Origin of the sequence: Leptolyngbya sp. FACHB-36 (assembly GCF_014695955.1) — a bacterium.
In the GTDB taxonomy this organism is placed as follows: domain Bacteria; phylum Cyanobacteriota; class Cyanobacteriia; order Leptolyngbyales; family Leptolyngbyaceae; genus FACHB-36.
This window is the reverse complement of record NZ_JACJPG010000638.1, coordinates 1-13,386: the sequence shown is the minus strand read 5'-3', so window position 1 is coordinate 13,386 and position 13,386 is coordinate 1. Positions and strand designations below refer to the sequence as shown.

General features: G+C 52.0%; 12 protein-coding genes. 3 read left to right on the top strand and 9 right to left on the bottom strand.

From position 1 onward, the window contains the following. Window positions 1–170, bottom strand: a 170-nt coding sequence (locus tag H6F43_RS19620; RefSeq protein ID WP_190344626.1) for a toprim domain-containing protein, incomplete at its 3' end; no start/stop codon positions are given. 399 nt (window positions 171–569) lie between these two features. Here H6F43_RS19620 and H6F43_RS19615 point away from each other — a divergent pair. From H6F43_RS19615 to H6F43_RS19605, 3 genes are all read left to right on the top strand, one after another. Then, entirely contained in the window at window positions 570–2,150 is a 1,581-nt protein-coding gene (locus tag H6F43_RS19615) for an NAD(P)H-quinone oxidoreductase subunit N (RefSeq protein WP_190344624.1), read from the top strand. Between the two features lie 122 nt (window positions 2,151–2,272). Next, complete coding sequence (locus H6F43_RS19610; RefSeq protein ID WP_190344622.1) at window positions 2,273–2,932, top strand: Uma2 family endonuclease; 660 nt, start codon at window positions 2,273–2,275, stop codon at window positions 2,930–2,932. 45 nt (window positions 2,933–2,977) lie between these two features. Next, the gene (locus H6F43_RS19605; RefSeq protein ID WP_190344620.1) at window positions 2,978–3,913 is read left to right on the top strand and encodes an ABC transporter permease; all 936 of its coding nucleotides are present in this window, start codon (window positions 2,978–2,980) and stop codon (window positions 3,911–3,913) included. A 14-nt stretch (window positions 3,914–3,927) separates the two neighbouring features. Here H6F43_RS19605 and H6F43_RS19600 read toward each other — a convergent pair whose 3' ends face one another. The 8 genes from H6F43_RS19600 to H6F43_RS19565 form a co-directional block, all read right to left on the bottom strand. After that, complete coding sequence (locus H6F43_RS19600; RefSeq protein WP_199290469.1) at window positions 3,928–4,941, bottom strand: class I SAM-dependent methyltransferase; 1,014 nt, start codon at window positions 4,939–4,941, stop codon at window positions 3,928–3,930. 114 nt (window positions 4,942–5,055) lie between these two features. Further along, window positions 5,056–5,886 carry a TylF/MycF/NovP-related O-methyltransferase gene (locus tag H6F43_RS19595; protein ID WP_190344618.1) on the bottom strand — a complete coding sequence of 277 codons (831 nt, stop codon included), beginning with the start codon at window positions 5,884–5,886 and terminating at the stop codon, window positions 5,056–5,058. Window positions 5,887–5,888: 2 nt separating this feature from the next. Then, complete coding sequence (locus H6F43_RS19590) at window positions 5,889–7,217, bottom strand: ABC transporter ATP-binding protein (protein ID WP_190344616.1); 1,329 nt, start codon at window positions 7,215–7,217, stop codon at window positions 5,889–5,891. 130 nt (window positions 7,218–7,347) lie between these two features. Beyond that, window positions 7,348–8,151 carry an ABC transporter permease gene (locus tag H6F43_RS19585; protein ID WP_199290470.1) on the bottom strand — a complete coding sequence of 268 codons (804 nt, stop codon included), beginning with the start codon at window positions 8,149–8,151 and terminating at the stop codon, window positions 7,348–7,350. A 169-nt stretch (window positions 8,152–8,320) separates the two neighbouring features. Further along, a complete protein-coding gene (locus H6F43_RS19580; protein ID WP_190344614.1) occupies window positions 8,321–8,575 on the bottom strand; it encodes a hypothetical protein in 255 nt (84 codons plus the stop codon). A gap of 97 nt (window positions 8,576–8,672) precedes the next feature. Continuing rightward, window positions 8,673–9,848 (bottom strand): M20 family metallopeptidase, encoded by a 1,176-nt coding sequence (locus H6F43_RS19575; protein WP_190344612.1) that lies wholly within the window; start codon window positions 9,846–9,848, stop codon window positions 8,673–8,675. A gap of 86 nt (window positions 9,849–9,934) precedes the next feature. After that, window positions 9,935–11,854 carry a hypothetical protein gene (locus H6F43_RS19570; RefSeq protein WP_190344610.1) on the bottom strand — a complete coding sequence of 640 codons (1,920 nt, stop codon included), beginning with the start codon at window positions 11,852–11,854 and terminating at the stop codon, window positions 9,935–9,937. A 25-nt stretch (window positions 11,855–11,879) separates the two neighbouring features. Further along, window positions 11,880–13,386, bottom strand: a 1,507-nt coding sequence (locus H6F43_RS19565; protein WP_206754588.1) for a DUF3352 domain-containing protein, incomplete at its 5' end; no start/stop codon positions are given.

The window sequence follows — 13,386 nt, the reverse complement described above, 5'->3', positions numbered from 1 at the left end:
ACCCCTAGCTGCGCCCACTTTTCGCCTTTAACGCTGGTGGGAATGTCGCTGGCGGACTGCGGCAAATCGCGCACGTGCCCCATCGACGCTTCTACTTGGTAGTCGCGGGGTAAGTAGTTCCGAATAGTCCGGGCTTTGGTAGGAGATTCGACGATGACAAGCTTCGACATGGATCGTTCAGGTTGAAAAAATCAGCGAGGTCAGTGAGGCAGGCTCTGGGCTGATCGAACTCAGGCTGGTTTCAGGGTTCTCTTAATCTCTTATAACCAATATCGGCGGAATGACCAGAGGCTGAATGGACGATGCAGTCGCGCGGAGAGAGAACTAAGGGACTCTTGTCAGCAGGGCGCAGAGGGTAGACATCCCGGTTGAGAGCGGGTTAGCGGGAATTTCGAGGGAGATTAATACTAACTATAAAGATTCCGATCATAATTGAATCCAGTGTTACGGTTGTTTGCGCGGTAGAATCCACTGTAGAGGATCTTGGACGATCGCGTTTACCCTTTCGATCCAGCGCAGTCGTAAACGTTCATTACAGTTCATTACATTGTTGCATTGGGCTAACCTTCATGGATTTTGCCACTCTTGTTGCCCAGCTTAATACCGGGGCTATCTTGCCAGAACTCATCACCATCACCACACTGCTGATTGTGGTGGTTGGAGATTTGATCGTTGGGCGGACTGCATCCGCTCGCTGGACGCCGTATTTTGCGATCGGCGGGCTGCTAACTGCTGTGGGCGCGCTGTACTACCAGTGGAATGCCGCCTCTGACCCGATTTCGTTTCTCGGCAGCTTCAACGCCGACGCGCTCAGCATTGTGTTTCGTGGCGTCATTGCCCTCTCTGCTGCCGTGACGATTTTGATGTCCATTCGCTATGTAGAGCAGTCGGGCACGTCGTTGGCAGAGTACTTGACGATTCTACTGACCGCAACGGTCGGCGGAATGTTTTTATCGGGTGCCGACGAGTTGGTGATGATTTTTGTCTCGCTGGAGACGCTGAGTATCTCGTCGTATCTGCTGACAGGCTATACGAAGCGTGATCCCCGCTCAAACGAAGCCGCTTTAAAGTACCTGCTGATTGGGGCGTCCAGCTCTGCAATTTTTCTCTATGGCTTGTCGCTGCTGTACGGTTTGTCTGGTGGGCAAACGCGCTTGAGCAGCATTGCGGATAGTGTCGCCAGTACAGCGTTGGCTCAGCCGATCGGGCTAATTATCGCGCTGGTCTTTGCGATCGCGGGCATTGCCTTCAAAATCGCTGCTGTGCCGTTCCACCAGTGGACGCCGGACGTGTACGAAGGCTCTCCAACTCCCGTGGTGGCGTTCCTTTCAGTTGGCTCGAAGGCGGCAGGGTTTGCCCTGGCAATTCGCCTGCTAACGACTGCCTTCCCACTCCTGACAGAGCAGTGGCACTTCGTGATGACAGCGCTAGCAGTCCTGAGCATGATCCTGGGCAACGTGGTAGCGCTGGCACAAACGAGCATGAAGCGCCTGCTGGCGTACTCGTCGATCGGTCAAGCGGGCTTTGTCATGATTGGATTAGTCATTGGCTCTGATGCTGGATACGCCAGCATGGTGTTCTACTTGCTGATCTATCTATTCATGAACCTGGGCGCGTTTACCTGCGTCATTCTATTCTCGCTGCGGACGGGCACCGACCAAATTAGCGAGTACTCTGGGCTGTACCAAAAAGACCCGCTGCTGACACTGGGACTGAGCATTTGTCTATTGTCACTGGGCGGAATTCCGCCGCTAGCGGGCTTCTTTGGCAAAATTTACCTGTTTTGGGCTGGTTGGCAAGCAGGCGCTTACGGCTTGGTGCTGCTGGGATTAATAACCAGCGTCATTTCCATCTACTACTACATTCGTGTGGTAAAGCAGATGGTAGTGAAGGAGCCACAGGAGATGTCCGAGACAGTGCGGAACTATCCAGAAATTCGCTGGGATCTGCCGGGAATGCGTCCGCTGCAAGTCGGTCTAATTATTACGCTGGTGGGAACATCACTGGCAGGCATTCTCTCGAATCCGCTGTTTACGCTGGCGAATAACTCTGTAACCCAAACCCCGATGCTGCAAGCGGCACAGAAGACGGAAAAACCTGTTGCCCTGACGGAACCCGTGCTGGAACCAAAAGCGTCCCTCAAGCTGTAGTTGGTCGCACGCCAAGCAAACTGCTGGGTCGGAGAGGTGAACGCCTGCTTTTCCGACCCTGCTTGCGTTTTAAGGGACAGGGGCGATCGCTATAATGACCATGACGCTTAGCTCCAAACACTATGACGGCTTTCACTTCCACTGCCGATCGCTCATCTATCCCGCTACGCCAGTGGCACCGAGCTACCTGGGAGGACTACGTTGCCCTACGCGATGCGTCAATTCCAAAGAGAATGAGGCTGGCGTTTAATCAGGGCTGGCTCTGGATCGATATGGGTGGAGAAGGGATTAATCATGCGAGTGTAAGCGATTTGTTCACCGCGTTGCTGTTTATCTGGGCAATGCAGCATCTAGAGCAAACCTACACGTCCTTTGGGCGCTGCTTATTAGAGAAATCGGAAGCCCAAGCCTGCGCACCGGATCTGGTGCTCTACGTTGGTGAGGAGTTTCCCCGCTGGCAGGAAGGCGAACCCCGCCGGATCGATTTGAACCAGTGGCGCGTGCCCGATTTAGTGGGTGAGATCTCAGACACCTCGCTGGCAACCGATTTGGATGAGCAGAAGCATTTGTATGCCGCTTTAGGAATACCAGAGTATTGGGTAGTCGATGTGCGAGGGCGGCGAGTGTTTAGCTTTTTACTGCAAGACAACGGTGAGTACAAAGCCACCGATCGATCGCAGGCGCTGGACGGATTGGCGATCGCGCTACTTGACCAAACTCTGGAGCGCTTACCCGAAAGCAGCAATACGGCAGCAGCCGCGTGGTTTGCTCAACAGATTTGAATGGCTACAGAATCCAATTCAGGATGTGAATAGAGCGACTGTCTCATGAGCGCTAATCTTGCCTTCCTCTCCGACTACCTTGCTGCCAGTTTGCGGCTTTCGGTGCCGCTGGCATTTGCGGCATTGGGCGGGCTGTGGTCAGAGCGATCAGGTGTCCTCAATATTGCTCTAGAAGGAATGCTGCTGACGGGGGCGTTTGTCAGCGCTGTCGCAACCTTCTACACGGGCAACGTCTGGCTAGGCACTCTAGCGGCAATGCTGGTCGGGGGACTGGTCGGGTTGCTCCACGCTTACCTGTGCGTGACTTTGCGAGTGAATCAATTGGTTTCGGGACTGGCAATCAATCTGTCGGCGTCAGGTCTGACGGCGTTTTTATCGCGGCTGGTGTTTACGCAAACGACAACGCAGAAGCTGCCAGGAATTGACGCGATCGCCGTACCCGGACTCCAGAATATTCCGCTGCTGGGTCCACTGTTATTTAATCAAGACCCGCTCGTGTACGGGCTGCTGCTGCTGGTGCCGCTCAGTACTTATCTGCTGTTTCGCACCCACTGGGGCTTGACGCTGAGAGCGGTGGGCGAGTATCCTCGCGCTGCCGATACAGCGGGCGTTTGGGTTGCGCAGGTCCGCTACCTCTGTGTATTCCTGAGCGGCTGTCTGGCAGCGTTGGGCGGGGCGTATCTGATCTTGGTTCACGTCCGGTTTTTTACCGAGGATATCAGCGCTGGAAAAGGCTTTATTGCGCTGGCTGCCCTGATTTTCGGACGCTGGCATCCCGTAAGTACAGTGCTAGCGTGTCTCCTGTTTGGCGCAACTGAAGCGCTGCAACTGCGAGTTCAAGCATTGAATCTGCAAATTCCGTATCAGCTTTTGACGATGCTACCGTACACGATCGCCCTCCTTGCAATGGTTGGTTTGGCAGGCAAATCGACCCCTCCAGCGGCGTTGGGGGTTCCCTACGTCAAGGAAGGCGCAGAGTAAATGCTTCGCACGCGTTAGTCAATTGCACTTAACCCCATGCGCTGTTTAACTTGAAACCAGCGTTCTCGCAATTTCCAGAATTTACTGGTTTGCATTGCTTCAACCCGTTGTTGAGTTGTGGAACTAATCACTTGGGCTTTTTCCAGTTCTGCCTGAAGATGATGCACTTCGGAGCGTAATCTTTCTAGTTCAGAAATTTTTTCAGTTGCATAAAGAAGATCATTCATTAGTCTCTGATAAGCGTTTTGGGAAATGCTCGCTTGATTACTAACTAACGAAGTATCCACTCCATGAACGGCAATGTAATTATCTGCATTCTCGATCGAGGAAATATGCTCTAAATACTGACTGCCAAAGAAATCAGCGGGTAGTGGATGCCGATGTGCCTTGAACTCAACTTCTTCCAAACTGGGAGACCAAGGCTTCATGATGCAGCTAGCAACCGTCAGGTGCTGCCCTAAAAATATGCCTTCATTAAAGACGGTTAGAAATAAATCTCGAAACTCAGTAAGCCTAAACTTGTGCAAATGATACTCACTAATTCCAGGTGCTGATCGGTAATCATTTGGGCAGGAGATAAACAGTTGACCTCCTGGTTTTAGCAACCTGCGTAACTCAACTAGAAAGTCTCTGGGATAATCGAGATGCTCGATCGTCTCAAACGAAACAATGACATCAAACGAGCTATCGCTCAATGACTGCACATGGTGAGCATCTGACTGGATAAAACTAGCAGCGGGGTGTTGATAAAATTTAGAAGCAAATTGAATAGCAGCGGCATCAACATCCACTCCAACTACCTGGTCTGCGCCTTGCAGCGCCAAGTAGCGAGTGCCATAGCCGCTACCGCACGAAATGTCCAAGACTCGCTTTTGTTTGACAAAAGGCGACACCAGTGCATATCGGCTCAGGTGGTCCACGTCGCTCAGAGATCCGTCTATACCTGTCTGAGCAGGAATGTGCCGCTCTCCAGTGAATTCAAGGGTTGTCTGGCTCTCCTGGTAAGCTAGCTGTTCAGCAGGAATCATGCTTAACTCTCTCTCAAGGGGTCAACGACGTTAACCAAGGCTTAAAGCGCTTTAAGAATTTACACAAACGTTATTTGCGTCTGACATCATATTATTCAGGGGGTGTTCCACTCCTCAGCGAGTACCCAGCCCAATTCGCTTTTTTAGCTTCAGCCAGGCAGCTTGTAGCGAAAATTTATTAAATCTTACTAAATCAGTTTCAGGGGGAAGTTCCTGAATCTGAGCTTGAAGCTGTGACAACTGTGTTTCAGCGTGTTGAAGCTGCTGTTTTAGGTGTTTATCGGTTGACCAATCAGTTGCCATGAGACTAGCGATCGGAGTTCGATTATGCGATCGACCTTTAATCCAAAAAGCTTGTTCACTTCCAATTCGCTCTAGCAACGGTTTCTCATGATGTTTGGAGCAAAAGTCGTAAAACGCCTCTCTACATCCTTCCCAGTACCCGAAATCGTCTAATACAACACATCCACCGTCCGGAATCAGTGGATAGAACGTTTCCAGCACTAACAAGACCGAGTCATACCAATCTGCATCACAGTGAAGCAAGGCAACTCGTTCCGGTAAATTTTCGCGAAATGTTTGGTCAAACCAGCCTTGCTTCACTGTGTAGGATCCTCGTTCAGTAGAAACTAACCTCATAGCTTCATGAACATCTTCGACTGAAGCAACACACTTACCAACCCATAGCTTGGCATCAGCTCCATCTCTCGTCGTCGTATCAGGCATTCCCTCAAAACTATCGTAAAGCCAAAGATGTCTTGACTCATTTAAGTAAGTTGACAGAATTGCAGCGGAGCCACCTTTGTAGGTACCACACTCAACAAAATCACCTTTAATAGTTTCTGAATTAAGGTATTGACTAAGAACTGCAAGCGTTTGCAACCTCTCTTCTGTACAGAGAGTGTAAGGTCTAATCTTGTCTAACAGCAAACCATCTACAGTCATCGTCAGTTCACAGAAACCTGTGTGTGAGCAGAATGCTTATTTAAGGAGACTGAAGGAGCAAGATTTATAATCCCAGACCAGAGGGGTTCATTCTTATCCTTAACAACTCGCATTAGCGCAGTATTGTGCAGATATGCAAGCACCTGTTTGAAAAAGCCTTGACCATAGCCTTGATTGGCAACTCCAACGCTAATGGTATACTCCCCTTCATTTAGATGCACATAGAACTCAAAACACGCCTCTACCAAAGAATTCTCTTCTACACGCCCGATCTGCTGGTGCATCAAGTATGTATTCGTCAGAAATATATCAAGTCCTACCCTATCTCGAATCTTAAACCCTATATGGGGATCGTTGAAGGCTTGATGAAACAGTACGCCGATCGATAGTTTAATAAATTGCCTACTAACTATTAAATTAACTGTTTCGTTTGTCGCATCTAAGAAGCGAACAAACTGAACGCTAACATCTGGTGTGTTGATGGCTATATCGTCTACTTCATTGTTGTTAGAGTTAGATGGGTCTGTAGATTCATCTACAGCGTTAGCACTAGGTTCAGATATCAGGTTAATTTCTATCGAGTCAGGCTCTTCGACAATCTTGTCAAACAGCTTGGCTTCGTACAGGTCGATTACTTGTCTGGGTTTTGAATCGAGAACAGCCTTGCCAGATTCTAACAACACTGCTCGATCGCACAGTCGATAAACAGCCGCAGCGTCATGCGAGACGAATAGCAGAGTTATGCCAGAGTCTCTCAGCTTCTTCAGTCGCTCGTAGCACTTCTGTTGAAAATATATATCTCCAACCGACAGCGCCTCATCGACAATTAGTATGTTAGGGTCTGAGCTCACCGCTACAGCGAACGCCAGCCGAACAAACATGCCGCTGGAGTAAGTCTTAACAGGTTGATCGATAAAGCTTCCAATATCTGCAAATGCAGCAATCTCGTCAAACTTTCGCTCAAGTTCAGATTGCTTCAGTCCAAGAATTCTGCCATTAAAAAATACATTTTGGCGTCCTGTGAACTCAGGATTAAAGCCGCTGCCTAGCTCCAGTAGTGCAGATACCCGACCATTTATCTGAACATCTCCAGCAGTCGGCGTTAGAGTTCCTGCAATAATCTGAAGCAGCGTACTTTTTCCTGAACCATTTTGACCAATAATTCCTAATGTTTCTCCCTTAGCGACTTCTAGATTAATGTCTTGAAGCGCCCAGAACTGCTCCGCTCCACTCGTTCCTGGAAATATCACTTCCCTCAAACGAGCAACCGGACTTTCATAGCGATGGAAACACTTTGATACCCCTCGCAGAGAGATGGCAACCTCACCCATATCTTGCTGTTGTTCCTTCTACCCTACTCAACTAAATAATTAGCTCAAAAAATAGCGAATCTTATCAGTAACTAGTGTTAGATAGCGTTAGACGACAGGGTTTATTCACCAACTGGCTTGAATCACTGTATCACAGTACATCTGCAAACGCGGGACGCAGGCGTCGGTAGACAAACAGTCCACCACAGAACACGAGCAGCGAAACTCCCCAAAAAATTCCCCATTCTGCCCAATGGTGAATTTGCCCAACCAACACAAGATCGCGGTAGATTTCGACCAGCCCAGATAGCGGATTCAGCCAGGTAACCCAGAAGCGAAACGACTCCGGAATCGCAGAAGCGGGGTAGATGATAGGAGTGACGTAAAACCAAAGATTTAGCAGAACGCCGATCGTTTGCGGAATGTCTCGTAAAAAGACCGTGCAGCTAGCAGCAAAATAGCCTAAACCAGCAGTCAACAGCAATTGCGGTATCCAGATTAGCGGAAACAGCCAAAGTGTAACGTGAATGGTTTGAGACGTGATCGCCGCAAACACAATTAGCAACACGAGTCCAAAGGAGCTTTCGACAAACGCCGATAGAATTGGGACAAGGGGCAGCAACGCCAATGGAAATACAACCTTTTTCACTAAGTTCGGCTGCCCAACCACGGAATTCGAGGCTTGCATCAAGCCGCTTGTGAACGCTGTCCAGGGAATCAGCCCGGCAAACAGCCAAAGCCCAAAGGTAAGATTGTTCGGCGGTAATCCTTTTAAATTGAGCTTGACCTGGAGAACAACCGAGAACACGTAGGTGTAAACCAGCAGCTGAGCCAGTTGATTCAATACCGGCCAGAGATTGCCCAGGAGCGAGCCTTTGTAGCGAGCTTCAACATCTCGCTTTACTAGTGTCTGCAGCAGACCTAGCTTTGTCCAGACGCCATCGTTGATCGGCAGTGAATGAACAAGCCGCTCTACAAAACGACTAACCCTTCTAATTGACTTCGACAAACCGAATCCCTCACCCACAACGCGTGAACTAGCTGAAGCTTTAGGTTTGTTTATATTAACCCACGGTTTTGGCTAGCTTTGACGGTAGGGAGTTGAAATTGTTGCCTAATCCTGCTTAAAGCTTACCTTCTGACTCTGGAGCAACAATTTCGCCGCCCATCTGAAGCATCATCTGCTGGTCCGTGATCAAGTCACTCAGTTCGTTGAACTGCACGCCCATCTCTTCGCACGCCTGCTTGAGTTCCCGCCGGAACGTGTTTAAATCCTCGCCATAGCCGCACTGACGAGACGCCATTTCAACTCCTTGCTTTGCATTCGCCCGTGCGCAATCAACCAACTCTAATCCCTTCAGTGGAGTTGCTGCTGCCATATCTGCTCCAAGTTACTCAACTCGTTAATCCAGTTTCACCGAGTCTCCCCGCGCAACCAATCCATCCCTAGAAAGAACCTTTCTACACCTCTGCGCCTTAGGCTTCATTCCAATATCGACAAGCTGCATACGCCATCGTTACCACTCCCGTCAAAATTGCTGCCTCATCGACCTCAAACTGAGGATGATGCAGGGGATGGTTGTGCCGATCGCGGAATCCCACTCCCAAACGAAACATACTTCCAGGCACATGCTCCAGATAGATCGAGAAGTCTTCTGCTCCTAAGGACGGTTCCTGAATAATCTGCACACCCTGAGCGCCCCACGCTTCGTCCGCCGCTGCATGTAGCAGTTGGGTCAGACTTCGATCGTTTTGCACCGACGGTGTTCCTCGGCGATAGTTCAGCGTGTAGCGGGCACCGTGCGTCTGACACACGCTCGCCACAATCTGTTCGATCCAGGCTGGCAGTGCCGCACTCGTTTCTGGATGCAGCGATCGCACCGTTCCCAACAGCCGCACATGATCGGCAATTACGTTTGGGGCGCGTCCGCCGTTGATTTGCCCAATCGTCAGCACGACGGGGCGCAGCGGATTCTGTGTCCGGCTGATTGCCTGCTGCAAGGTGGTAATTACCTGAGCCGCAATCCAGACAGCATCGATCGCCTCGTGGGGACGGGCACCGTGACCCGACTCACCCATGATCGTAATCTCTAAGTCATCTGCTGCCGCTGTCAGAGCACCATAGCGGATTCCGACTACGCCTGCCGGAATTGAGGGAAATACATGCACCGACAAAATTCCAGAGACGTTCTCCGTTGCGCCATCCTTTACCATCCAGCTTGCACCCTGCGCAATTTCCTCCGCGGGCTGAAACAAAAATCGGATTGTTCCTGGCAGCGTCTGCCCGAGCTGCGACAGCACCATTGCCGTTCCCAGCCCCACGGTAGTATGCACATCGTGCCCACAGGCATGCATGATGCCTGGCTGCCGCGACGCGAAGTCCAATCCTGTGCGCTCGTGAATCGGCAGCGCGTCCATGTCGGTGCGAATTGCCAGTAGGCGATCGTCCTCCTGTCCCAGCAGTTCTCCGACTACGCCCACTTTGCCCACGCCTTCTTTTACATGCAGCCCACATGAGGAGAGCACGCCTGCGACATACGCCGCCGTCTGAAATTCCTGCCCGCTGAGTTCTGGGTGGCTATGTAGATGGCGCCGAATTTCGATCAGTCGAGGGGCAAGCGTAGCAGCTAGGTCTTTGATCTGAGTCAGCATGGGAGTGTGTTGTGCTTTACCCCATGATACGGATTGTTAAGGAAATGGGTAGTGATCAATGGAACACCCATCGCCACTGACTCAGTTTACTGGATGCGCCAAATGGTAATTCCACCCCCGGTGCCGCCGAGGACCAACTTATCCGTACTGAGGCTGACGACATTGGCATCGGTGGGCAGTGTTACTCGGATCGCTCCCGTCGGCAAGTCCCAAGCTTTAACGCTGTAATCGGAACTGCGACTGACCAGAGTTTTACCATCGGCCCTAAAGGCAAGAGAAAACACGGAGTCCACGTGACCAGCGAGGGTTTGCAGCGGACGATCGCTGATGACATCCCACAAGGTAATTGTGTAATTTTCGCTGTTTGCCGTCGCTAGAACTCGTCCATCGGGGCTGAGCGCGACGGCTGTAATCAGCCCGCCGTTGCGCTTTAGCGATCGTATCCGCTTGCCCGTGCTCGCGTTCCAGAGTTCAACTACAGGCTGCTCCTGGTTATCGAGAACTCGCAGAACGTCTCCAGCGCGGCTGAATGAGAGGGAACTCCAAGAGCTGGGCGTGGGAATTCTTGACAGGCGGCGGACGCCTCCCGTTTTAAGATTCCAGACGTGCGTGATACTCTCCGCATCGGTGCCTGCGACCATCTGTCCGTCCGGACTGATGGCTAACTCGCGCAGGCTAGCATCGGGCGAGGGTCCGGCGATCGTTCGCTGCAATGCTCCACTCTCCACATCCCAAATTTGCAGAAACCCACCTGACCGTGATGTCACCAGCGTTCGACCGTCAGAACTTAGGGCAACCGCCTCCAGGTAGTCATCGAATGGCATGCGTAGAGTTCGCACAACACGCGCTTGAGCGGCATTCGGCATGTAGCCTAAGGCTTGCAGGAAGTTTTCCAGCTTGGTGAAATAGGACTGGCGATCGTTGGCTCGATACACTTGCTTGACTCGCTGCCAACCGTCTTTGCCCGTGCCCAGGAGATACTGATCGGCTAGATAGGCAGCTAGAATCTGAGGCAGAATTTCGGGTTCTGCTCGTTGAATTTCTTGCCATAGCTCAGCCGCGTGTTCGCGAATGAGCGTTGGGAAACTGCGCGAGACATCAGTTAGCGCACCCTGACGATACTGCCAAATCTGCGGTGGGCGGACTGATCCCGCATAGCTGCCCAGCGCGTACGAGAAGCGATCGTCGAGGCTGATAAATTCTGGCTTGCCGTCACTGTCCACATCCGCCAGCAGGGGCGCGGCTGGAAAATTCCCCCATGCTTTTTGCAGAGAGTTATACCGCTGCTGCTTAGAGTCGTAGCGATAAATTTGGGAGAACGAGCAGCAGTGCGCCCCGCGAGTTGCCACAGTTAATAGCACTTCGGGCTGCTTGTCTCCGTCTAAGTCAGCAATCAGGGGACCGTCTAGCCCCAGAAATGCAGTATCGCCCGCGATCGTGACTGACTGCTGCGTTACCGTCCGCCCGCTCTCAGTCAATCGCAGCGTCGGCTGCTCTATCTGGTCGCCCTCTTGGTAGGAAAGCTGAGCCGTCAGAGTGTTCTGCACCGACGTTTTTGTCACCTGAATCTTGCTCCGATTTACGCGGTCTGCGATCGCGGTTTGGCGCGTCGGTCGATATTGATTGCGGGCGCGATCAAAGCGATAGATCTGGTAGGTACGTGCCGTTTGTCCCGGCAGTTCCAGCACCACTGCGGGTTCACCTGTCTTATCCAGATCCTGAAGGGAGAAGTCTCCAGCAACCTGCCCCACCTCCGCCGCGATCGCCTGATCCAGCAGCGTTTGACCTCGGCGAACAATTTTCAGTCGATGAGAACTGACTTTCGATGCTGCCAGAGCGGACGTTTGGGCGGGCTCTTGGAAGGAAAGCTCTGCCTGTACGATGCCCATCTGAGCCGTTTTTGCCACCCGCACCGATGGTTCCAAGGAAGCGGCGGTCGCCGCCGAAACGATCGGGGCAGTGAGCAGCGCGAAACTGCCTGCTAAAAACAGGGAACGGCGGAGCATGACTAAAACCTCAACGAAGGGTTAATTAGGGCGTTTGATCAGAGGAGTTCGACGGTTCTGGAGGTTCTGGCTGCGACACGGTGCTAGCTTGGCGACGCGCTCCCAGCACCCACAAGCTGTCTGCTTGGAGTCGATCGTCGGTCATCGTCTGAGAGGAGCTAATGCTGCGGATGGTGCCGATGATGCTGAGTCCAGTCTGGTAGTAGGGCGACTCGACGATCTCTGGCTCAAACGCCCGCACAAGCGTATTCACAAACGCCAGAGTCGATCCCATGTTGAGGTAGAAATAGCCCTGACTTGGCAGCGGAAAGGGATTGGTCGCAGTTTTGAACGTGTAAGTAAGATTCAGCGGCACAAAGGGCTTCGGCGTCAAGTCGGCGGCGGCTCCTGTGCCCGACGTCAGCATCAGGGTATCGTTGCTAATCCAGTGATGCGACAGCAAGCTGATCGATCGCTTGCCGTCTTTTGCTTCCCAACTGGTCATCAGCTGCCCTTTGATGCGGCGGTTGGCGATCGAAATCCCGCCGCGAGCCTCTTTTTTCACCAACTGGTCAATTTTTTTCAGGGCGGCTTCGGCGGCAGGACGATCGCTCGTTTGAATCAGTAGGGCGTAGCCGATATTGATTTGAGGATTGATGGCGTTAAAAAATCCGCCCTTTGTTGGGAAGAAAAACACGGCGTACTGCTGGTCCATCCAGGCAATCAAGTCCTGATCCAAATCCAGCCCCGTCATCTTCCGCACGTTGTCTCGAAGCAGCTTCAGCGCGTCTTGACTCTCTTTGTCGCCTTGAGAGAACTCGACAAACTCTTGCCACTGCTGTTTGAAGTTACGACTGTTTGCCGACACGAATGTCGCTGCCGGAAGCCGCGTCAAAATCTGGTTGGCATCCGAAAAATTAGGCGTCGCTTTTTCAGGTTTCAGCCCTGTGAAGTAAGCATTGGACTGGCTGTGCAGCCCTTCGGGCCTTACCCACGTCAAGAGGTCGAAGGTGCTGTAGTTCTGGGTCAAGTAGTCAATTTGCTTAGCGCTGAAGAGCTTCTGCGGACGAACGTTCTTGCCCTCTGGGTCAGGAATCGGCGGCAACTGGGCAAAAAATTGGTTTGCCAGCTTCAGCAGTCCCGTATACTCTCCGTAGCCTACGGTCAGCGATCGCTCAAACTGGGCATGTTTTAGCGTGCGCTGGAATTGGGGATTCTGGGCAAGCGGCGTTCGCGCCTGCGCGTCGATAAGCTTTTGTAGCGCGGCGGGCTCGGACGCTACTGCAAGATGTCCCGGAAGCTGAGCGATCGCGATTCCTGTGCTCAGTCCGGGCATCCGTGCACCTGACGGCTCCTCTGGCTCAGATTCAGGTTCAGATCTAGGCTCAGATTCAGGTCCAGATTCCGTCTGAGATTCGTCAGAAGGAAGCGGCGTTGGAGCCGCTTCCAGACTGAGCGCATTTACCTGACACCTCATCGCCTGACCCATTCGGGGTAGAAAAGACAGCTGAGGCGCTAGCAACTTCAGCAAGCTCGACTGACTGCCTGTGTCT

Excerpts from the sequence above, each read along its gene's own strand:
- H6F43_RS19580 (WP_190344614.1), bottom strand. The coding sequence starts at position 8,575 with ATGGCAGCAGCAACTCCACTGAAGGGATTAGAGTTGGTTGATTGCGCA.
- H6F43_RS19595 (WP_190344618.1), bottom strand. The coding sequence starts at position 5,886 with ATGACTGTAGATGGTTTGCTGTTAGACAAGATTAGACCTTACACTCTC.
- H6F43_RS19570 (WP_190344610.1), bottom strand. The coding sequence starts at position 11,854 with ATGCTCCGCCGTTCCCTGTTTTTAGCAGGCAGTTTCGCGCTGCTCACT.
- H6F43_RS19605 (WP_190344620.1), top strand. The coding sequence starts at position 2,978 with ATGAGCGCTAATCTTGCCTTCCTCTCCGACTACCTTGCTGCCAGTTTG.
- H6F43_RS19575 (WP_190344612.1), bottom strand. The coding sequence starts at position 9,848 with ATGCTGACTCAGATCAAAGACCTAGCTGCTACGCTTGCCCCTCGACTG.
- H6F43_RS19590 (WP_190344616.1), bottom strand. The coding sequence starts at position 7,217 with ATGGGTGAGGTTGCCATCTCTCTGCGAGGGGTATCAAAGTGTTTCCAT.
- H6F43_RS19610 (WP_190344622.1), top strand. The coding sequence starts at position 2,273 with ATGACGGCTTTCACTTCCACTGCCGATCGCTCATCTATCCCGCTACGC.
- H6F43_RS19600 (WP_199290469.1), bottom strand. The coding sequence starts at position 4,941 with ATGATTCCTGCTGAACAGCTAGCTTACCAGGAGAGCCAGACAACCCTT.
- H6F43_RS19615 (WP_190344624.1), top strand. The coding sequence starts at position 570 with ATGGATTTTGCCACTCTTGTTGCCCAGCTTAATACCGGGGCTATCTTG.